We start from the raw sequence: 19,540 nt of genomic DNA, 5'->3' as shown, positions 1-19,540 counted from the left end.
GGATAGGTGATCTTACAGATGCGCTCCACTTTATTGTGTTTTTCTTTCTATTTAATGCTCTGTTGTCCTACCGCTTGGGCGGCGACGGAGTCAGGCCAAGCTAATACCCACGAGTTTCAACTCTCTAATGGTCTCAAGCTGATTGTGCGTGAGGATCATCGAGCACCTACGGTTGCGCACATGGTTTGGTACCGTGCTGGCTCCATGGATGAGGTCAATGGTAAGACTGGGGTGGCTCATGTGCTGGAACACATGATGTTTAAGGGTACTGACAAAGTAAAGTCAGGCGAATTTTCTCGTTTGGTTGCGGCAGTAGGAGGGCGAGAAAATGCGTTCACTTCTCGTGATTACACAGCGTATTTTCAACAAGTTGAAAAGTCCAAGCTAGATGAAGTCATGAAGCTAGAGGCTGACCGTATGTCTAATCTCAATTTTGATGATGCGGAGTTTTTGAAAGAAATTCAGGTAGTGATGGAAGAACGTCGTTTACGCACTGAAGACAATCCTAGTAGCTTGCTAAACGAATCCCTCATGGCGACTGCCTACATGAGCTCTCCTTATCGTCATCCAGTAGTCGGTTGGATGAATGACTTAGCTAATATGAAGGCTGCAGATGCACGTGATTGGTATCGCAGTTGGTATAAACCAAATAACGCAACGGTTGTTGTCGCAGGTGATGTTGATCCTCAAGTTATTTTGAGGGCAGTCGAAAAATATTATGGAGCTGCTTCCGCAAGAGAGTTGCCCGTGCGTAAACCTCAGATCGAGCCTCCACAAAAAGGCATTAAACAGGTTCAGGTAAAAGCGCTTGCAGATAGTGCACAGCTAGCCATGGCATGGAAGGTTCCCAAACTTCAAGTGGGGAAGCTGGATGATGATGAGCCGTATGCTTTAGAACTATTGGCCGCAGTACTTGATGGCTATGACAATGCTCGCTTGAATCGCACCTTGGTGAAGCAAGAGCGCGTAGTCAATGATGTGGGTGTCGGTTACGACATGGTCTCTAGAGGGCCGGAACTATTTCTCATTAATGTCAGCATGGCTAAAGGTAAAACAGTAGAGCAGGCTGAGAGCAGTATTCGGAAGGCTTTAAAGGAGATTGCCAATAAGGGCGTTCTAGAGTCAGAGCTCAAGCGCATTAAGGTGCGTATTTTGTCTGATCAAATCTATAAGCGCGACTCGATCTTTGGCCAGGCAATGGAAATCGGCGGTACGGAGATGGCAGGATTCTCTTGGCGAGATATTGATGTCATGTTGGAGAAGATGCAAATAATTACTCCTACACAAGTCCAAGCCGTTGCAAAAAAATATTTAGTCGACGAGGGCTTAACAATTGCAGTGCTGGATCCCCAGTCACGTCAGTCGGGCGAGAGCAAGCAAGGGGGCAATAGTGCTGCTAAATAAATTGATCAAGCAAGTTTTTCTTGCGATGGCATTGATGCTTGGGTTGCTGTCATCCGTCCATGCGATATTGCCAATTGAAAAATTGGACTCTTTTAAGGGCACGCAAGCTTATCTAGTTCAAACCAAAGCGCTACCCATGGTGGACATTGAGATCAGTATTGATGCAGGAGATCGTTATGATCCGGCGGTGAAGAGTGGCTTAGCAACTATGGCTGGCCAACTCATGAACTACGGCGCCAAGTCCGAGAAGGGTTTATTGACTGAGGCGCAGATTGCGGATGAGATTGCCGACTTGGGTGCAAACCTCGGCGTTTCTGTTAGCGGTGAGCGTGCTGTTATGCGTATTCGGACTTTAAGTCGAAAAGATTTACGTGATCGCGCCATTCAATTGGCGTCAGCTATGTTGAGCGCACCGACTTACGATGCCAAGATCTTGACGCGTGAGAAGCAAAGAATGACTACTGCATTACTAGAGTCAGAGACTAAGCCTGAGCCAGTGTTGGATCGCCGTTTTAGAAAATCAGTCTATGGAAACTATCCATTAGCCAATTCACCAACAGTGCAAAGTATTGCAAGTATCAGTGCACTAGATTTGCAGCAGTTTCATAAACAGTTTTACCGTGGCGATCGAATGATTGTCAGCATCGTGGGCGATGTCAGTAAAGTCGAGGCTGCAGAGATCGTTCAGGGTTTATTGCAAAGAGTACCTCAGTCTGGCCCTACTATTGCAAAGCTACCAGAGTTCGAGCGTTCGCCAGTAGAGCCTTTAAGTCAGCGCGAAGTAAGTATTCCATTTGATTCTCAGCAAGCGCATATTGCTATGGGAATGACTGCGGTAAGTCGTAGCAACCCCGATTATTTTCCATTGCTAGTGGGGAATTATGTTTTGGGCGGCGGCGGCTTTGTATCGCGTCTGATGTCAGAGGTTCGTGAAAAGCGTGGCCTTGCCTATAGTGTGTTTAGTTACTTCGCGCCTGGTAAGGATGCGGGGATTTTTCAGGCGGGTCTACAAACCAAGAATGATCAGGCTGCTTTGGCGCTAGAAGTGATGAGCTCCACCATTGCACAATTTATTGCTGATGGACCTACACAATCTGAGCTTGATGCTGCCAAATCAAATTTAGTGAATGGCTACCCTTTGAGAATTGATAACAACCGCAAGTTGCTCGATAACGTGTCATCCATTGCTTGGAATCATTTACCCCTTGATACGATGGAGGTATGGACTAAGCAAGTAGAGGCGGTGAGCTTAGAGCAAGTAAAGGCAGCATTTCAAAAATACTTAGCCATGGATCGAATGAAGATTGTGGTTTTGGGGGCTAAAAATCAATAAGCTAGTAAAGACGGGAAAGCATGCGGAGCTCCCACAGAAAATTCGCATTATTGGTGGTGTGTGGCGCAGTCGTTTGTTAAGTGTGTTGGATTTGCCTGGTCTACGTCCCAGTACTGATCGCGTTCGTGAGACCTTATTTAACTGGCTTGGGCAAGATCTAGTCGGTTTGAGTTGCTTAGATTTATTTGCTGGGACTGGTGCTTTGGGTTTTGAAGCTGCTTCACGACATGCTGATGTAGTGACTCTATTAGAAAAAGATAAGAAGGCGCATGCCAAGCTTTTGGCTAATCTTGCATTGCTACAGTCATCTCCTGCTCCTGGAGAAGTGCGGATTTTGCACAGAGATAGTTTGGAGTTTTTAAAGCAACAAGCCGATCGCTCTAGCAATTTGATCTTTATAGATCCTCCCTTTCAGGAGGAGGGTTTATTAAATCAGGCGCTGACAGAGGCTGCTCGTGTTTGCGATGATAGTGCGGGTGGGGGCATTTATGTGGAGTTTCCTGCCAGCCGCTCCCGCGAGGAGATTGAGGCTCTAGTGCCCGATTGGCATTGTGGAAAGTACTTAGAGGCCGGGCAAGTAAAAGCTTGTCTATTTCGCTCTAAGAGGGACTAAACTCTTGCGTGTAGCTGAAAAAGCCTTAGGAGAGTTATGACTGTTGCCGTATACCCTGGAACATTTGATCCCTTTACTCGTGGTCACGAGGACTTAGTGCGTCGCGCCTCAAGTATTTTTGGCGAACTCATTGTTGGCGTTGCTGATAGTCGTAGCAAGCGCCCTTTCTTCAACTTAGAAGAGCGCATTGAGATTGCTAAAGAAGTTCTTGGCCATTATTCCAATGTGAAGATTGTTGGTTTTACAGGCTTGTTAAAGGATTTTGCCCGCGAACACAATGCACGCGTGATTGTGCGTGGCTTGCGCGCAGTCTCTGATTTTGAGTACGAGTTTCAGATGGCCGGTATGAACCGCTATTTATTGCCTGATGTTGAAACGCTATTCCTTACACCATCCGATCAATACCAATTTATCTCTGGAACCTTTGTTCGTGAGATTGCTTCTATGGGTGGAGATGTTAGTAAGTTTGTCTTCCCATCTGTAGAAAAGTGGCTAGTCAACAAGATTTCAGCTGCCAATCAAAATAAAGAGTAAGGCTAGCAGACAAATAAGATGGCTTTATTGATTACGGACGAATGCATCAATTGCGATGTATGCGAGCCAGAATGTCCAAATGATGCAATCTATATGGGTCTAGAGATCTATGAGATTGATCCCAATAAGTGCACTGAATGTGTTGGCCACTATGATGCGCCACAGTGTCAGCAGGTCTGTCCAGTGGATTGCATTCCACTGAACCCCGCGTTTCCAGAAAATAAAACACAGTTAATGGCGAAGTATCAAGCTTTAACTGCTGCCAAAAAAGCCCTCGCTAAATAAGCGATTGGCGCAAGTACGCCAGTCTCTTTTAGTTAGTTTTAGAGTGCAACTCCAGCATCGCTGCTTGGATATCGCCTTTGAGGAATAAGGGCAGAATTTGCAAGCCATTTTCAATGCTGGCATCAATTTGTTTTTGCTCTGCTTGTAAAGGCCTTCTCAGTACATAGTCAGCCACATCCATTACTCGCGCACCTTCTGCAGCAAGATCGCGTGGGTGACCAATACCCAAGCGTAAGCGCCAGTATTCAGGGCTTCCAAGGTGGGCTTGGATGTCTTTTAAGCCGTTATGCCCCCCAGTACTTCCGCCAAGTTTGATGCGTGCGGTGCCTGGCTTCAGATCAAGCTCGTCCTGAACCACCAGCACATCTTTGGGGGTAATTTTATGAAAGCGGCAGAGCGCCCCTACGGCTTGACCGCTGAGATTCATGTAGGTAGTTGGCTTGAGCAAGAAGAGATCTTCATTTTCCCATTTAGCCTTCGCTACTTTTCCATGAAAACGCTTTTCAGTTTCAAAGCGGGTATTGAATTGTTTAGCAAGGGCGTCCAGAAACCAGAAGCCAGCATTGTGCCGATCTTCAATATGTTCTTCGCCTGGGTTGCCGAGGCCAACAATTAATTTAGTCATGATGAGTGCATAAGGATAAAAGCATTTCTACAAAAAAGAAAACCCGCTTGGTAGCGGGCTTCCTCTGTCGCAAAGATAGCGCCTAAATATTAAGCTTTATCCTTTGGTGCTTCAGCAGCAGGAGCCGCAGCAGCTGCAGGAGCAGCTTCAGTATCGGCAGATTTCACTGCTGGGATACGTGCGTTAGCTAATACTGGATTTTCTTGCTCAAGATGCAATACCAAGGAAACGCCTTTTGGCAATGCGAGGTCTTTGGCATGAATACCGTGACCAACTTCAATTTTGCTCAAGTCCACTTCAATGAACTCTGGTAAGTCTGCCGGTAAGCAAGACACTTCCAATTCAGTTGAAATATGGCTGATTACAGCGCCTTGCAATTTCACTGCAGATGAAGTGTCAGCATTGATGAAGTGCAATGGAACGCGCATGTGAACTTTCTCAGTCGCTGAAACGCGCTGGAAGTCGATGTGCAGAACCAACGGCTTAAATGGATGCATCTGGTAATCGCGTAACAACACTTTTTGTGCTTTTCCGCCGATTTCGATGTCAAGGATGGATGAGTGGAATGCTTCCTTGCGGAGAGCATGAAACAGTGCGTTGTGATCCAACTCAATTACAGTTACGGCGTCTTTACCGCCGTAGATAATGCCCGGAGTTTTACCGGAGTTGCGCAGACGGCGGCTCGCACCCGTTCCCTGTACGCTTCTTTCAAAGGCTACTACTTTCATATCGAATTCCTAAATTAAGGTTAATTTCCGTTCGCGACCAAACAGAAAAGCCTTTGATTATATCTTGGGAATCGAGGTTTTTGCCTAGAAAAGGCTCAAAACTAGCAAAAACAGGGTTAGAAACGCTATTTTTAGCTTATTCGGCGAACATCGACATGACTGAATCACCCTTGCTAATACGGGAAAGGGTCTCAGCTAAGATGGGGGCAACGCTCAATTGGCGAATTTTGGCTACTTTCATTGCTTCTGGAGTCAATGGGATAGTGTCAGTTACAACCAATTCATCTAATTCAGAGGCGGCAATACGGGCTACGGCACCACCAGAAAGCACAGCATGAGTACAGTAGGCGGTAACGCCCTTGGCACCACGCTCTTTAAGCGCCTCAGCGGCCTTACAGAGTGTTCCGCCAGTATCGATGATGTCATCCATGATGACGCAATGGCGGCCTTCTACCTCGCCGATTAAGTGCATTACTTCTGATACGTTTGCTTTAGGGCGGCGTTTATCAATAATTGCCAAATCTGTGCCCAATTGCTTGGCCATTGCGCGGGCGCGAACAACGCCACCGATATCAGGCGAAACAATAATGAGGTCTTTTTTAGTTTTTTGAGCTTCTAAATCCGCCAGCAGGACTGGGGAGGCATAGATGTTATCTACCGGGATATCAAAGAAACCCTGAATTTGGTCAGCATGGAGGTCCATAGTCAAGACGCGCTCAACGCCAGCAACGGACTGGAGCATATTCGCCACGATCCTGGCAGAGATAGCAACCCGAGCTGAGCGTGGGCGACGATCTTGTCTCGCGTAACCGAAGTAAGGGATCACTGCGGTTATGCGGCTTGCTGATGCTCGTTTTAGGGCATCAATCATGATCATGAGCTCCATCAAACTATCATTCGTTGGAGCACAAGTTGATTGGATTACTACAACATTCTTACCGCGGACGTTTTCTTGAATTTCTACCTGAATTTCACCGTCAGAGAAACGACCAACAAATGCTTTTCCCATCGGGAGATTGAGCTCTTTGGCTACTGCATGGGCCAAAACCGGATTTGCATTGCCTGTGAAAAGAGTCAGTAAATCAGCGTTCATTGGGGCGGACATAAGTGATTTTGGAATTTTGGTAGGGGTCGGATGGATGTCTTTTGGTCGTATCTACAGTGGTTGGCAGGGGAAGAAGGATTCGAACCTTCGCATGCTGGAATCAAAATCCAGTGCCTTAACCAGCTTGGCGATTCCCCTACAGGTCAATCTGAAGAAATCAAATTGTAAGCGGGATTTTTATTTAGCCCCCGAACAATTCGACCTATCCATCCTTTTGGAAGCTTTTGCAGAAGAATTTCCAGATTCGCTGTGTCCGTCTTAGGGTCTAAGGCGGCAAATACGCTACTTCCGGATCCAGACATGCAAGGCGCCGAGTTTGGCACTGCCTTGGAAATCCAATCTAATGCTTGCTTCACTTCAGGACAATTCTGCACCGCTACTGCCTGACAATCATTCGACTGATATGACCTTGGCGATGCAAGAAAGCGATCTATTGTAATCGGTGCGTGATCTCGGGTCAATTCAGGGTCTTGAAAAATCTGAGCTGTGGCAATTCCCTGATTCGGGAAGATGACTACAAAGTCTTGGGATTCAAGGGAAATCGCCTCTAATTTCTCCCCCACGCCCTCCACAAAGGCATTTTGACCAAAGATGAAAAATGGCACATCAGCCCCCAGCCTTAGGCCAAGCTGGCAAAGTGTGGGTGTATCCAGATGGAGACCCCAAAGCCTATTCAGGCCAATCAGGGTGGATGCTGCATCCGACGATCCTCCACCGAGACCTGCGCCCATGGGGATATTTTTCTCAAGGTTGATTTCGACGCCCTGATCGGTCTTGCAGAAATCTTTTAACAGTTGGGCGGCGCGAACTACTAAATCGTGTTCTGGGGGAAGCTCTGGAATGGGATCAATCCGACGAATCTCATTTTCCGGAATAGGTTTTAAGGTGAGAAGATCGTACCAATCAATCAATTGAAAAACAGATTGCAAGAGGTGATAACCATCTTCACGGCGTCCAACAATGTGTAGAAAAAGATTAAGCTTTGCGGGGCAAAGCAGTTCAATCGCATTACTCATTCGGAGTATCAAATACCAAACGGATGTCAATTGATCCGATATTAGAGCTACGAGTCATTGTGAGTTTTTCTAAGCGCAGATCATTGCTCCAGAGGTAATTTAAAGTCCAACCATCTTGCGTAATCTTGCTTACTTGCCCTTTGGCATTGCGCTCAACACTCGCATTGCTACCAGGACGAGTTTGTCCGCGCAACCAGTCAGACAAACCGCGAGCAGGCAGTGGCAGTCCTAATGCATTTTGAAGCAAGGTATCAGCATCAATTGCAGTAGTTACTTGACCATCACGTTCAAGCGAAGCCTCTCCTGGCCTAATCGTAATTTTGGCAATCGATCCACCAACGGGATTACGAATTTCCAAAACATCAGTTAGCGCATCTTGAGTTAAGGTAAATCCACCAGAACCCCCTTGATTTCTGCTTTCAGTTAAGCCGGTGACCTTCACCGCGAAACGACCATCCCATGATCCTTTGAGGGTGGTATCAGCTACCGACCAATCTGGTTTCATACGCTTCAAGGTTTCTTTGAGAGTCGGGTTGTTAGCATCCAGTTGTTGTCCTTGACGCCAAATATCTTCTGCCTCGACTGGGCGATTCATGACCCACAAGACTTCACCGATATGCGCAGCAATATCCGCCTCAGGCTTCATGCTAAATGCTTGTTGCAGTTGTTCAAGCGCCAGTGCATTTTTGCCCATGCGAAAGTTCACCCAGCCAAGACTGTCCAAAATAAAACCATCTTTCGGTGAGAGTTGATGTGCTTTGCTAATCAGTTTGAATGCTTCTGGCAACTTCTGATTGCGATCGGCCAGTGAGTAACCAAGGGCATTTAGGCTATTTACATCATTCGGATTCTTGCGCAAGATTTCGCGCAGAGTTTTTTCCATCACATCAATATGCCCAGACTTTTCAGCAGACATGGCGTAGGTATAGAGTAGCCCTGGATCTTTTGGCTCTGGTTTTAATGTCGAAACAATGTCGTAGAAAGCTCTTAAGGCCTCTGTTTCATTAGTGGCTTTGGCCAGTAGTGCCTGAATCTGCAGTAAGGTATTTTCTCGTTGTGCTGGGGTCTGCTGATTCAATATGGAGATGGCTGGTTTAACCGCATCTGACCAGCGTTGATTCAGAATTAAGAGGGTAAGGAGAACTTCTTTGGGTTTGGTCTGTTTAGGTCCGGCTAAGCTATCCCAAGTTTGAGCGGCTTGGAGCGCAAGATCGGGCGCGCCTGCCGTAATGGCAATCTCCATAGCCCTTTGCGCTAAGCGGGGGTCATCAAGTTGGCGAGCAAGCTCTAAATAGGTTTTGTACGCTAGACCAGCTTCTCCGCGTTGTAGGGCGATTTCCGAGGCCAAGACCTCAAACACGGCTTCACCACTATCTAGGCTATTGGTTCTGGCAACAGCGTAACTGGAGACCAGGCCCAAGCCCAGCCCAGTCACTAGTATTAAGGCCCTTAAAGAAGGCTTGAGTGAAAATTTGGTCATGAGCACATTCTAATCCGCGAATCTACAATCCATTTATGCCAGAACTCCCAGAAGTCGAAGTAACCCGATTGGGTATTCAGCCCCATTTAGAGGGGCGCAGGGTCAGTGCGGTCAAAATTATTGATGGCCGTTTGCGTTGGCCGGTCCCGAGCAATTTGAATAAGCTCCTTTCTGGCCAGAAAGTGTTGGGAATAGAGCGTCGCGGTAAATATTTATTAATGGAATTGGATGCGGGCTATCTATTACTTCACCTAGGTATGACAGGAACTTTGCGGGTGCTCCCTAGTAGTGACCTCCTCAAATTACATGATCGAGTGACCTTCGAGTTTGAGAATCTCAGTTTACGTTTGCATGATCCCCGAAAGTTTGGCGCTGTTTTATGGCATCCAAAATCTAAAGGACCGATTGAAAATCATGCGCTCTTGCAAAAGCTCGGGGTTGAACCCTTTTCGTCAGAGTTTTCTGGTGAGCTCGGTGCGGATGTTTTATATCAGTGCTCACGCAAGCGGAGCGTTGCGGTAAAGCAGTTTTTATTGGCAGGGCAAGCGGTAGTAGGTGTTGGCAATATCTATTGCTCAGAAAGTTTATTTGAGGCGGGTATTCATCCATCAAAAGCTGCCGGAAAGTTAACGCGCCCACAATGTTCTCGACTCGCTGCCGCAGTGAGATTGATTTTGAAAAAAGCGATTGCCGCGGGTGGTAGTACTTTAAAAGATTTTGTGAATAGCGAGGGTGACCCCGGGCATTTCATGGTGCAAACCAAGGTCTACGATCGCAAAGACCAGCCTTGCAAAGTATGTAAAACGCCGATTAAGCAAATAGTGCAAGGTCAACGCTCCACTTATTTTTGCCCCCAATGTCAGAAGCGCTGATTAAGCACTTCGCCACCAAACTGATTGCCTGGCATGGCAAGGATGGGCGTCAAGGTTTGCCATGGCAAAGTATTCGAGACCCCTATGCAGTTTGGGTTTCTGAAATCATGTTGCAGCAAACTCAGGTAGCCACTGTTCTGGAGCGATATCCCCGCTTCATGAAACGTTTTCCAACCGTCAAGAAATTGGCTGCCGCCCCATTGGATGATGTTTTAGCGGAGTGGGCGGGCCTCGGCTACTACACGCGAGCGCGTAATCTCCATGCCTGCGCTAAGCAGGTCATGGAAGAATTTAGTGGGAAGTTTCCAGAAGATCCAGTATTACTTGAGCAACTCAAGGGTATTGGTAGATCTACCGCAGGGGCCATTGCCGCTTTTGCATTTCATGAGCGAGCACCAATTTTAGATGCCAATGTGAAACGAATTTTGGCAAGACTGTTTGGTATAGGGGGCGCGATTCAAGAAAAAGCGGTGAACGATGAACTATGGCTCCTCGCCAAAACAATGCTCCCTAAAAAACCTACAGACATGCCGGTGTATACCCAGGCACTCATGGATTTTGGGGCAACGTGGTGTACCTCCCGCAAACCCGTGTGTGTGAGTGGGGCAAAGATATGCCCATTTGCAAAAGAATGTCAGGCCAATCTAAGTGATCAAGTTTTGCTATTGCCCCGTAAGGTGGTAAAGGCTAAATCTCCTGAATTTAATTGCGATATGTTGTTACTTCGGCATGGTGATTCAGTCTTACTGCAGAGGCGTCCAGATAAAGCCATCTGGGGCGGACTTTGGTCTTTGCCAGAATCGGCTTGGAGAATTAAAGAGAAAGACTCCAAGCCTCTAGCTAGCGATGCAGTTAGTTTGACTCTGAAGGAATTATTGAATCTGGTAATGCCAGAGGAAAAGACTTCTATCGCCGTAAAGAGTTACAAATCAATTGAGCGGGGATTGGAGATTAAACATGTCTTTACCCATCGACGGTTATGGATGCAGATCTGGAGTGTGGCATTAAGTGATGCCGTGAAATTCTCTGGCGAGGACTTGAAGTGGGTTCCTTTGCGTCAGCTAGGAAAATACGGTCTGCCTCAACCCATTAAATTGCTGTTGCAGGGATTGAGTCTAGCTCGCGGTGACGACTTAAGAAATTGATTTGGAGTGCTGCTAAATCTTTTTGTGGCAAAAAATGCGCAATGATGCGACTTACCAGATAAACCGAGCGATGCTGCCCACCAGTACAGCCAATGGCAACGGTAAGGTAACTACGACCATCTGCAATGTAGTGGGGTAACCATTTTTCGATAAATTGAATAATGTCATTTTCCATGCTGACTACTTCAGGGATTTTTTCTAAGAACTCGCGAACGGGTTGGTCTTTGCCAGACAGAGGGCGTAAGACTTTGTCATAGTGAGGGTTAGGTAGGCAGCGAACATCAAACACGAGATCGGCTTCACTTGGCAAACCTTTTTTAAATCCAAACGATTCAAAAATCACAGTGAGCCCTTGCGGCTTATCTTTAAGAAGATCATGTATCCACGAGCGTAGGGCGTGGGCAGGAATGTTACTGGTATCAATGCTGTGTGCTTGAGAACGTAGCGGCTCTAAGAGGCTACGTTCCTTGTCAATTGCCTCGATTAGGGTGGCAGCTTGAGTCTGTTGAGTTTTTCCAGATAGCGGGTGACGCCTGCGAGTTTCAGAGAAGCGCTGGATCAACGTATTGGTATCGGCATTTAAGAAAACAATTCGTACCTGATGGTTACGTCGCAGGTTTTCTAGGATTTGAGGCAGATCTGCAATGGACTGACCACGGCGCGCATCTATGGCTACCGCAACGCGCTCACTCCTTTCACTTTCTAGCGTAGTGATAAGATTTTCTAGGAGGGTAACCGGTAGATTATCTACACAGTCGTAGCCCGCATCCTCAAAGGCTCTCAGCGCAACTGATTTACCTGAGCCGGAGATGCCGGTAATCAGATTGATTTGCATATTAAATGAGTCGGCCTTGTGATTTTGAAGACTCTGCCTCCGCATTCATTTGCAAACGCTGGCGCTCCATAAACTCTTTTAAGGTGTCTATACCCCGCAGTTGCAAAATGGTGTTGCGCACTGCCGCTTCTACAAGAACCGCTAAGTTGCGTCCTGCAGCCACTTGAATTTTTACGGTTCTAATCGGGATACCCAATACATCAATATGCTGTGTTTCTAGGGGGAGGCGCTCGAATTCACCATCATTACGGCGGACCAGCTGCACAATCAAACGTAATTTCAATTTACGACGCACAGCGGTTTCACCAAAGATGGTGCGGATATCCAGTAAGCCTAGCCCACGAACCTCCAAGAGATTGCGCAAGATTACAGGGCAGCGACCCTCGACATAGTCAGGCCCAAGGCGAGCAAAATCTACCGCATCATCAGCGACCAAACCATGGCCACGAGAAATCAACTCCAGGCCTAATTCGCTTTTGCCTAAACCAGACTCTCCCATGATTAAGACGCCTAAGCCCAGAATATCCATGAATACGCCATGCATGGTGATCTGGGGGGCGCCAATCTTGGTGAGATAAGTACGCAGGTGGTCAATCACCTCAGCGGCCGATATCGCCGTTGTAAACAGTGGGGTAGAAGATCTTTGGCAGAAGAGTTGGAGATCGGCGTCAGCTGTTTTGCCGTCGGCCACGATGACGCAAGGTGGCGTTTTGGAAATTAAGCTGGAGATCTGGTCCTGTCTCTGCTTTGGTTCAAGTTCGGCGTGATAGTCAACCTCTTGTTCGCCAAAAATCTGAATCCGGCTTGGGTGAATCAGGTTTAAGTGACCCACCAGGTCGGAACTAGCTGCGGCAGCTTTAACGGCCTCTGGTGGAAATGTTCGATCAGCACCTTCTAGGCCGCCAATCCAAGATAACTTTAAGTCAGAGACATTGTCATCAAAGATCTGTTGGGCGGTTACCCCCTCAAGGAGTAGGGGCTGAGTAGTCAAGCCGAGCCCCACGTTTGTAACAGCTGGCACACCTTCTCTGGATTATCTTCTGAGGCAAGCAGCTTACGAGCGTCTTGGTCAGAGAGGAGTTGTGCAATCGAAGACAGAATTTCTAGGTGTTGCTGGGTAGCTTTTTCCGGAACGAGCAAAAAAATCAAAATAGAGACAGCTTCACCATCAGGTGCAGCGAATTCAATAGGCTCTTTTAATTTTACAAATGCAGCAATCGGATGCTTTAACCCCTTTACACGACCATGCGGGATGGCAACACCCGCACCTAGTGCGGTAGAGCCTAAGTCTTCGCGGGCATTTAAGAAGCCAACAATTGCTTCTGCTTCTAGTCCTGCTTGTTTGGCAAATAGTTGCCCTACGGCCGCAAATGCCTCGGCCCGGTTTTTAGAGGGGCTATTTAAGGCAATGCGGTCTAAGGCGAAAAGATCGGTCAGGGCATTCATGTAGATTGATTATAGGTGTCCCGACACTTCAGATCACTCAAAGTGCTTTTCGTGGTGATGATCTTGGATTTTTTCTTTGTGCTTCACTACTTGACGCTCAAGTTTATCGACTACCGCATCCATGGCGTGGTAAAGATCGGCGTTATGCGCTTCAGCAAAAAGATCCTTGCCTTTGAGGTGAATAGTGATCTCGGCTGCTTGACGAAGATTTTTTTCCTTAGCGTTATCGACAATCAAAAATGCAGAGGCATCTAAGACGTGATCAAAGTGCTTGCGAATTTTGGCTAACCCAGCCTCGAGATGGGAACGCATGGCTGGAGTAACTTCGACATGACGGCTATTAATTTTCAGATTCATCAGCAGCTCCTATTCATAGCAAAACAAAATGCATGCGCAAATAATTACCCGGGGTGCGCAGCATGCCCCTGTAATGTTCTACTTGTTTATATGGGAATGAACTTCATGAACCTCCAGCGTATCAGCGATTTTGCTGAAAACCAAGGGGGGAGATCATGTTTATTTAATAAATAGTCGAAAAACTCCGAAAATTTACATGCGGAAGTTTTCGCCTAGATAGACTCTTCTGACGGCATCGTTCTCGATGATTTGGTCTGGTTTGCCTTCTGCTAGCACACTACCTTCGCTGATGATGTAGGCGTGATCACAAATACCTAAAGTTTCTCGAACATTATGGTCGGTGATGAGGACGCCAATTTGACGATCCCTTAAGAAGCGCACAATCCGCTGAATCTCTCCAACGGCAATCGGGTCAACACCGGCAAACGGCTCATCCAACAAAATAAACTTAGGCTGGGAGGCGAGGGCTCTAGCAATCTCAACGCGGCGGCGTTCTCCACCAGATAGGGAGAGCGCTGGGTTGTCACGGAGATGGCTAATTTGGAGTTCGCCCAAGAGTTCATCTAAGCGATGCGCTATCTCGGCCTTACTCAATGGTTTGCCACCTTGAACTTGTAGTTCTAATACCGCTTGAATATTTTCAGCTACATTCAATTTTCTGAAAACAGAAGCCTCTTGCGGAAGGTAGGATAAGCCCATGCGCGCTCGTTCATGAATGGGGAGGTGGGTAATATCCGTGCCATCCAGAACAATGCTGCCGCCGTCCAAAGGAACTAGGCCAACAATCATATAAAAAGAGGTTGTTTTGCCAGCGCCATTCGGCCCCAAGAGTCCAACCACTTCGCCGCACTTAACCTCCACCGATACATCCCGCACAACCGTACGAGACCCATAGCGCTTTTGAAGATGTTGAGCACTTAAGGTTGCTGGGTTTTGATTATTGCTGGAATCCGTGGTCATTTCTCTAGTGTAGCTTTTCTTCTTGGTGAAAGGATGGCCCTAGCCAGTGGCAAGTCTTCTGGTTTGGCATTGGCAGGCGGCGAGACTTGGTAGTGCTGCTTGACATCGTCATAGTCAATTTTCCAGCCACGTAATTGGTCCAGCATTTGCATGTTCTGAAGACGCTTTAAGTTGGCATCCCCAGTCAAGGTAAGTAACTCAGTTTTTGCATTGTAGGTGACCGTTTGACCGCGACCCTGCATAAACTCATTAGCCGGACCTTCACGTCTTTGTCTAAAGCTGGCAGTGGATTCAGGGTTGCCTTGAACATCAACATACTCATAGCCCTCGGGATCGACTTTGATATTGCCCTTCTCGCCCGTAATCAAAATACTGCCTTTAATTAACAGTACTTCACCGTCAAGTTCATAAACTTGTTGCACGTCGTTCACGGAAACTTTTTCTGCTTCCAAAATAATCGGCTTGTCTTGATCGGCTTTCTCAGCGTGAGAAGTAGTAGTAAAACAAGCGACTAGCAACATAGTTGCCATGATCCGATTGATCGATAGACTCATGGTTGACCACCTTGCTGCACTCGTTCAATGCGACCTCTTACTTGTCCTGATAACACCATGCTTTGCTCAATATTGTTAAATACCCCGCCATCGGTTGAACGAATCACGGAAACTCCTTGCTCAAGCGTAATGGGCTTATCAGTCTCAATAATGTCATCATTAATGAGCACCTTGAAATAAGAAGAGCGTGCAAGCATGCGAGGTCTTGCTGGCTCAGTTGCTGTGGCGGCTTGAGGTGGACGAAAAATTTCGGCGTTATCGATGAGATCCAGAATGGTCAGATCACCATCTAAATGGCCTGTATCTGCTTTAACGGTAACAGGTGATTTTTCAGGTGGGAATAGGCGTATACGAGGCGTTTCAATATCGATCGATGCATCATCATCGTAATGCGTTACCTTTTTACCTAAGACGCGATATTTGGTATTTCCAGCTTCATTTAACGCGGATAGTGCGCCATTATTAATAATGTAGTCAGGCTCATGAAGGCGTACACGTTCGATGGCGGATTTCTCTGCAGGAGTATTTTTCTTGACTAGCCAAAACGTGACGAGGGTTAGTGTGCTCATCAATATCAAGGGCATGAGACGTAATAAGGTACGCCAGATACTCAGTTTGATGTGTTGGGCATTCAGTTGCATGACGAAAGACCTTAAGCCTTAGCCTGAGCAAGTAATTCGTCGTAGCGGTTTTGCGCTTTTAAGATCAGGTCACAGACTTCACGTACGGCGCCACTGCCACCAGAACGAAGAGTAACAAAGTGAGCAATTTCCTTAACTGCTTCATGTCCTTGGGCGGGGCATACTTTTAAGCCTGCAGACTTCATCATTTGAAAATCTGGCCAATCATCCCCCATGACTGCGCAGTCGGATGACTTTAGTCCAAGCGATTGCAGGATATTTTCCAAAGCCAATGCTTTGTTATCTACACCCATATGAACATGCTGAATACCCAGCTCTTCACAACGCGCCAAAACCATCTTAGAGCTACGTCCCGTGATAATGGCTGTTTGAATACCGATCTTCTCTAGCAGTTTGATTCCCAATCCATCCTGAATATCGAAAGCCTTCAGCGATTCTTTGCCGTTATCGCCAATAAATACTTGGCCATTTGTGAGAACACCATCGACATCCAGAACTAGAAGTTTGACTGCTCCAGCGCGCTCCAATGCCTGTGGATATTGACTTAAAGGGTTGGTGTTGTGAACGTGAAAGGCGCTAGGCATGTGAGTGAGTCAGTGAATGATTGAAAAGTAAGCGCCTTAAATAACCTTGGCGGCAAATAAATCATGTAGGTTGAGTGCTCCAAGTAATTCACCTGTAGGAGCAGTCACCACTAAATGATTAATGCGATGTTTTTCCATCATCTCAATCGCCTCTTCCGCTAATAACTCAGGAGGAATTGTGCGAGGAGCAGAAGTGATGGCATTCTTTAGCGTTAGTCCATCGAGATTGGTACTCTTCTCAAGTAGTCGACGCAAATCACCGTCAGTAAAAATTCCGGCAACCTGATTTTTTTCATCCAGTGTGACAACCATGCCCATGCGTTTAGCGGTCATTTCAAGTAGTGCATCTTTTAATGTGGCGCTAATGGAAATTTTCGGAGTCTCATCAAAGCTACGCATAACTTCACTGACATGCATTAGCTGTTTGCGACCCAAGCGTCCGCCTGGGTGTGAGCGTTGGAAGTCTTCAGCCTGAAAGCCGCGAGCATCTAAAAGTGCAACTGCCAAGGCATCGCCCATGGCGAGCGCTGCTGTTGTGCTTGTAGTTGGGGCTAGATTGAGTGGACAGGCCTCTTTTTCAACACTAGTGTCCAAATGAGCGTCTGCCAACTTTGCCAAAGAAGAGTTTGGTGCACCAGTAAGTGCGATCAGTTTTGCACCGGTACGCTTGACTATCGGTACGATGGTCAGTAGTTCATCGGTCTCACCAGAATTGGATAGCGCAACAAAGACATCATCACGAGTCACCATTCCAAGGTCGCCATGACTGGCTTCCGCAGGATGCACAAAAAAAGCAGGGGAGCCGGTAGAGGCAAAAGTAGCCGCAATCTTTCGGGCAATATGACCTGATTTACCAATTCCAGAAACGACGATGCGGCCTTTGCAAGAATGCAATAGATCAACTGCCAATACGAGGGCATCAGCGTTTGCGCCTTCTAGGCGATCACGCATTGTGTGCAGTGCAGCAGCCTCAATGGTGAGGGTGTCGCGCGCAAGCTTTAGGGTTCGGTCACGAGTCTTAGCTATCATGGGGTGAGTATATGCCGTCAGTCCTTCAGTTAACTCTCATCTTGCTGGCCTCCGGAGTGGCCGGGGTAGTTATTTTCCGCTATTTTGGGCTACCCCCTATTTTGGGGTATCTAGCCATTGGCGTCCTTATTGGGCCGCATGCCCTTGCTTTGGCTAATGATTCCGCCACTGTGAAGTATTTGGCTGAATTTGGCGTGGTTTTCTTGATGTTCTCGATTGGCCTGGAATTTAATCTCCACAAGCTGCGGGCTATGCGGACTATCGTATTTGGTTTGGGCGGCAGTCAGGTGGTTTTGACCATGTTGCTGGCAGTTCCAGCTAGCTTACTGATGAACTGGATTTATCCAATTTCTTGGCAGGCTGCCATCGCACTAGGGGGCGCCCTAGCGATGTCCTCAACAGCCATTGTGACCAAGCTCATCTCAGACCGCTCCGAAATTGAAACTGAGCATGGACGCAACATCATCGGCATCTTGCTATTTCAGGATTTGGCGGTAGTTTTCTTATTGATTTTGTTGCCCTCTCTGGGCAAAAATCCAGGTGATTTATTTTTAGCATTGACGGCAGCGTCTATCAAGATCACGGTAGCCTTAGTGCTTATTTTCGTAATTGGCCAAACCTTGATGAGTCGCTGGTTTAGCTTAGTCGCTAAGTTACGTTCCCAAGAATTATTCATGCTCAATCTGCTACTCATTGTTTTGGGTATGGCAGGTCTTACTGAACACTTTGGCTTATCGCTAGCGCTTGGGGCTTTCTTGGCGGGGATGTTGATTGCAGAGACGCCTTATCGCCATCAAGTCGAAGAGGACGTCAAACCCTTTAGAGATGTGCTCTTGGGTCTCTTCTTCATCACCGTTGGCATGCTCTTGGATTTCGAGGTGATCTATCAACAGTGGATGCTCGTAATACTCTTGCTCATTGGCCCTTTAGTCTTTAAGTTTGGCTTAATTGCTTTGTTGTCACGTACCTTTGGCTCGAGTCCTGGCATTTCTATTCGGACGGGTTTATGTTTGGCGCAGGCTGGTGAATTTGGTTTCGTTCTTTTAAATCAAATCGATGGTTTGGATTTAATTGATCCCGCCTTGAGTCAAGCAGTATTGGCGGCGATGTTGCTCTCGATGTTTGGGGCGCCCTTCTTAATTCAATATAGTGATCGCATTGCGATGCGTTTCTCTAGTAACGAGTGGCTATTGCAATCATTGGCACTCACTCGTGTGGCCGCAAAAAGTGTTCGTACAGAAAACCATGTTGTTATCTGCGGATTCGGCCGCTCAGGACAGAGCTTGGCCCGTATGCTGGATCAAGAAAAGATTCCTTATATTGCTTTAGATATGGATCCTGATCGCGTGAAAGAAGCTGCGGCTGCAGGTGATAACGTCGTCTATGGCGATGCCAGTCGAGAAAATTATTTAGTAGCTGCCGGCTTATCAAGAGCAAAGGCAGTGGTGATTACCTATGCAGATACCCCCGCAACTTTAAAAGTGTTGCATCAGGTAGAACACCTTCGCCCAGGTATGACGATATTAGTGCGCACAAAAGATGATGCAGATTTAGCAAAGCTGCAAGCGGCTGGAGCGACTGAGGTGGTGCCAGAGTTAATTGAAGGTAGCCTCATGATGGCATCGCACGTCTTGTTGATGATGGGCGTTCCCATGCGTAAGGTGGTACGTCGCATTACGAGTGCGCGTGAAGCCCGCTACAGTCTTTTACGTGGCTACTTTCGTGGCGCTGCCGATGATGCTGAGTCCAATGAATCTTGGCGCTTACACTCCGTCACCTTGTTGCCTGAGTCAGCTAGTATTGGCAAGACGCTGGAAGAGTTGCATCTTGAAAATGAAGGCGTGAGCGTACAAGCGGTGAGACGAAAGATTGGAGGCTCTGATTATGTGAAGTTGGAGCTCACTCCAGAATTGCGTTTACAGGCTAACGATATCCTGGTGCTCTCAGGTAACTCAGAAGCGACTGATTTAGCCGAATCTAAATTACTCTGATTG

Annotated in this window: 22 protein-coding genes and 1 tRNA gene; 8 read left to right on the top strand and 15 right to left on the bottom strand. The window is 47.1% G+C overall.

All coding sequences use genetic code 11. From position 1 onward, the window contains the following. Positions 1 to 18 precede the first annotated feature (18 nt). From ICN42_RS01370 to ICN42_RS01350, 5 genes are read left to right on the top strand one after another with little or no spacing between them, the layout of a single operon-like run. Positions 19 to 1,404 (top strand): pitrilysin family protein, encoded by a 1,386-nt coding sequence (locus tag ICN42_RS01370; RefSeq protein WP_216249785.1) that lies wholly within the window; start codon positions 19 to 21, stop codon positions 1,402 to 1,404. Next, complete coding sequence (locus ICN42_RS01365; protein WP_370625990.1) at positions 1,391 to 2,737, top strand: M16 family metallopeptidase; 1,347 nt, start codon at positions 1,391 to 1,393, stop codon at positions 2,735 to 2,737. Before ICN42_RS01370 ends, ICN42_RS01365 begins: the two co-directional genes overlap by 14 nt. After that, entirely contained in the window at positions 2,709 to 3,350 is a 642-nt protein-coding gene (rsmD, locus tag ICN42_RS01360) for a 16S rRNA (guanine(966)-N(2))-methyltransferase RsmD (protein ID WP_216862421.1), read from the top strand. The genes ICN42_RS01365 and rsmD overlap by 29 nt, the downstream gene beginning before the upstream one ends. 36 nt (positions 3,351 to 3,386) lie before the next feature. Continuing rightward, positions 3,387 to 3,884 (top strand): pantetheine-phosphate adenylyltransferase, encoded by a 498-nt coding sequence (gene coaD, locus ICN42_RS01355; RefSeq protein WP_216249782.1) that lies wholly within the window; start codon positions 3,387 to 3,389, stop codon positions 3,882 to 3,884. An 18-nt stretch (positions 3,885 to 3,902) separates the two neighbouring features. After that, entirely contained in the window at positions 3,903 to 4,169 is a 267-nt protein-coding gene (locus tag ICN42_RS01350) for a YfhL family 4Fe-4S dicluster ferredoxin (protein ID WP_216249779.1), read from the top strand. Between the two features lie 28 nt (positions 4,170 to 4,197). Here the strand turns inward: ICN42_RS01350 and pth are convergent, their stop codons facing one another. From pth to ICN42_RS01320, 6 genes are all read right to left on the bottom strand, one after another. Beyond that, positions 4,198 to 4,794, bottom strand: a complete 597-nt coding sequence (gene pth / locus ICN42_RS01345) for an aminoacyl-tRNA hydrolase (protein WP_216249777.1) — start codon at positions 4,792 to 4,794, stop codon at positions 4,198 to 4,200. Between the two features lie 89 nt (positions 4,795 to 4,883). Then, complete coding sequence (locus tag ICN42_RS01340) at positions 4,884 to 5,522, bottom strand: 50S ribosomal protein L25/general stress protein Ctc (protein ID WP_216249775.1); 639 nt, start codon at positions 5,520 to 5,522, stop codon at positions 4,884 to 4,886. A 136-nt stretch (positions 5,523 to 5,658) separates the two neighbouring features. Further along, positions 5,659 to 6,615 (bottom strand): ribose-phosphate pyrophosphokinase, encoded by a 957-nt coding sequence (locus tag ICN42_RS01335; RefSeq protein WP_216135680.1) that lies wholly within the window; start codon positions 6,613 to 6,615, stop codon positions 5,659 to 5,661. Positions 6,616 to 6,688: 73 nt separating this feature from the next. Next, positions 6,689 to 6,765 (bottom strand) — tRNA-Gln (locus tag ICN42_RS01330). A 5-nt stretch (positions 6,766 to 6,770) separates the two neighbouring features. Next, complete coding sequence (gene ispE, locus ICN42_RS01325) at positions 6,771 to 7,643, bottom strand: 4-(cytidine 5'-diphospho)-2-C-methyl-D-erythritol kinase (protein ID WP_216249772.1); 873 nt, start codon at positions 7,641 to 7,643, stop codon at positions 6,771 to 6,773. Then, a complete protein-coding gene (locus tag ICN42_RS01320) occupies positions 7,636 to 9,123 on the bottom strand; it encodes a lipoprotein insertase outer membrane protein LolB (RefSeq protein WP_216249769.1) in 1,488 nt (495 codons plus the stop codon). Before ICN42_RS01320 ends, ispE begins: the two co-directional genes overlap by 8 nt. Positions 9,124 to 9,158: 35 nt before the next feature. Between ICN42_RS01320 and mutM the strand changes: the two genes are divergently transcribed. After that, positions 9,159 to 9,995 (top strand): bifunctional DNA-formamidopyrimidine glycosylase/DNA-(apurinic or apyrimidinic site) lyase, encoded by an 837-nt coding sequence (gene mutM, locus ICN42_RS01315; RefSeq protein ID WP_216249767.1) that lies wholly within the window; start codon positions 9,159 to 9,161, stop codon positions 9,993 to 9,995. Continuing rightward, a complete protein-coding gene (gene mutY, locus ICN42_RS01310; protein ID WP_216249765.1) occupies positions 9,980 to 11,140 on the top strand; it encodes an A/G-specific adenine glycosylase in 1,161 nt (386 codons plus the stop codon). Before mutM ends, mutY begins: the two co-directional genes overlap by 16 nt. Here mutY and rapZ read toward each other — a convergent pair. The 9 genes from rapZ to ICN42_RS01265 all read right to left on the bottom strand — a co-directional run bounded on the left by rapZ (position 11,085) and on the right by ICN42_RS01265 (position 17,546). After that, the gene (rapZ, locus tag ICN42_RS01305) at positions 11,085 to 11,975 is read right to left on the bottom strand and encodes an RNase adapter RapZ (protein ID WP_216249760.1); all 891 of its coding nucleotides are present in this window, start codon (positions 11,973 to 11,975) and stop codon (positions 11,085 to 11,087) included. The genes mutY and rapZ overlap by 56 nt on opposite strands. 1 nt (position 11,976) lies before the next feature. Then, positions 11,977 to 12,966, bottom strand: a complete 990-nt coding sequence (gene hprK, locus ICN42_RS01300) for an HPr(Ser) kinase/phosphatase (RefSeq protein WP_216249757.1) — start codon at positions 12,964 to 12,966, stop codon at positions 11,977 to 11,979. Continuing rightward, the gene (locus ICN42_RS01295) at positions 12,963 to 13,421 is read right to left on the bottom strand and encodes a PTS sugar transporter subunit IIA (protein WP_216249754.1); all 459 of its coding nucleotides are present in this window, start codon (positions 13,419 to 13,421) and stop codon (positions 12,963 to 12,965) included. The genes hprK and ICN42_RS01295 overlap by 4 nt, the downstream gene beginning before the upstream one ends. 33 nt (positions 13,422 to 13,454) lie before the next feature. Beyond that, positions 13,455 to 13,778 (bottom strand): ribosome hibernation-promoting factor, HPF/YfiA family, encoded by a 324-nt coding sequence (gene hpf, locus ICN42_RS01290; RefSeq protein WP_114692000.1) that lies wholly within the window; start codon positions 13,776 to 13,778, stop codon positions 13,455 to 13,457. Between the two features lie 192 nt (positions 13,779 to 13,970). After that, complete coding sequence (lptB, locus tag ICN42_RS01285) at positions 13,971 to 14,738, bottom strand: LPS export ABC transporter ATP-binding protein (protein ID WP_216249751.1); 768 nt, start codon at positions 14,736 to 14,738, stop codon at positions 13,971 to 13,973. Then, the gene (gene lptA, locus ICN42_RS01280) at positions 14,735 to 15,292 is read right to left on the bottom strand and encodes a lipopolysaccharide transport periplasmic protein LptA (protein ID WP_216249748.1); all 558 of its coding nucleotides are present in this window, start codon (positions 15,290 to 15,292) and stop codon (positions 14,735 to 14,737) included. Before lptA ends, lptB begins: the two co-directional genes overlap by 4 nt. Beyond that, positions 15,289 to 15,933 carry an LPS export ABC transporter periplasmic protein LptC gene (lptC, locus tag ICN42_RS01275; RefSeq protein WP_216249745.1) on the bottom strand — a complete coding sequence of 215 codons (645 nt, stop codon included), beginning with the start codon at positions 15,931 to 15,933 and terminating at the stop codon, positions 15,289 to 15,291. The genes lptA and lptC overlap by 4 nt, the downstream gene beginning before the upstream one ends. An 11-nt stretch (positions 15,934 to 15,944) precedes the next feature. Further along, positions 15,945 to 16,517, bottom strand: a complete 573-nt coding sequence (locus ICN42_RS01270) for an HAD family hydrolase (RefSeq protein ID WP_216249742.1) — start codon at positions 16,515 to 16,517, stop codon at positions 15,945 to 15,947. Between the two features lie 36 nt (positions 16,518 to 16,553). Continuing rightward, positions 16,554 to 17,546 (bottom strand): SIS domain-containing protein, encoded by a 993-nt coding sequence (locus ICN42_RS01265; protein ID WP_216249741.1) that lies wholly within the window; start codon positions 17,544 to 17,546, stop codon positions 16,554 to 16,556. A gap of 11 nt (positions 17,547 to 17,557) precedes the next feature. On the opposite strand from ICN42_RS01265, the gene ICN42_RS01260 reads away from it, so the two are divergent. Further along, the gene (locus tag ICN42_RS01260) at positions 17,558 to 19,537 is read left to right on the top strand and encodes a monovalent cation:proton antiporter family protein (protein ID WP_216249737.1); all 1,980 of its coding nucleotides are present in this window, start codon (positions 17,558 to 17,560) and stop codon (positions 19,535 to 19,537) included. The last annotated feature ends 3 nt before the right edge of the window (positions 19,538 to 19,540 follow it).

Source organism: Polynucleobacter sp. 71A-WALBACH, from assembly GCF_018882365.1.
Taxonomy (GTDB): Bacteria; Pseudomonadota; Gammaproteobacteria; order Burkholderiales; family Burkholderiaceae; genus Polynucleobacter.
The sequence above is the reverse complement of the archived record's forward strand: the minus strand, read 5'-3'. Positions and strand labels throughout refer to the sequence as shown.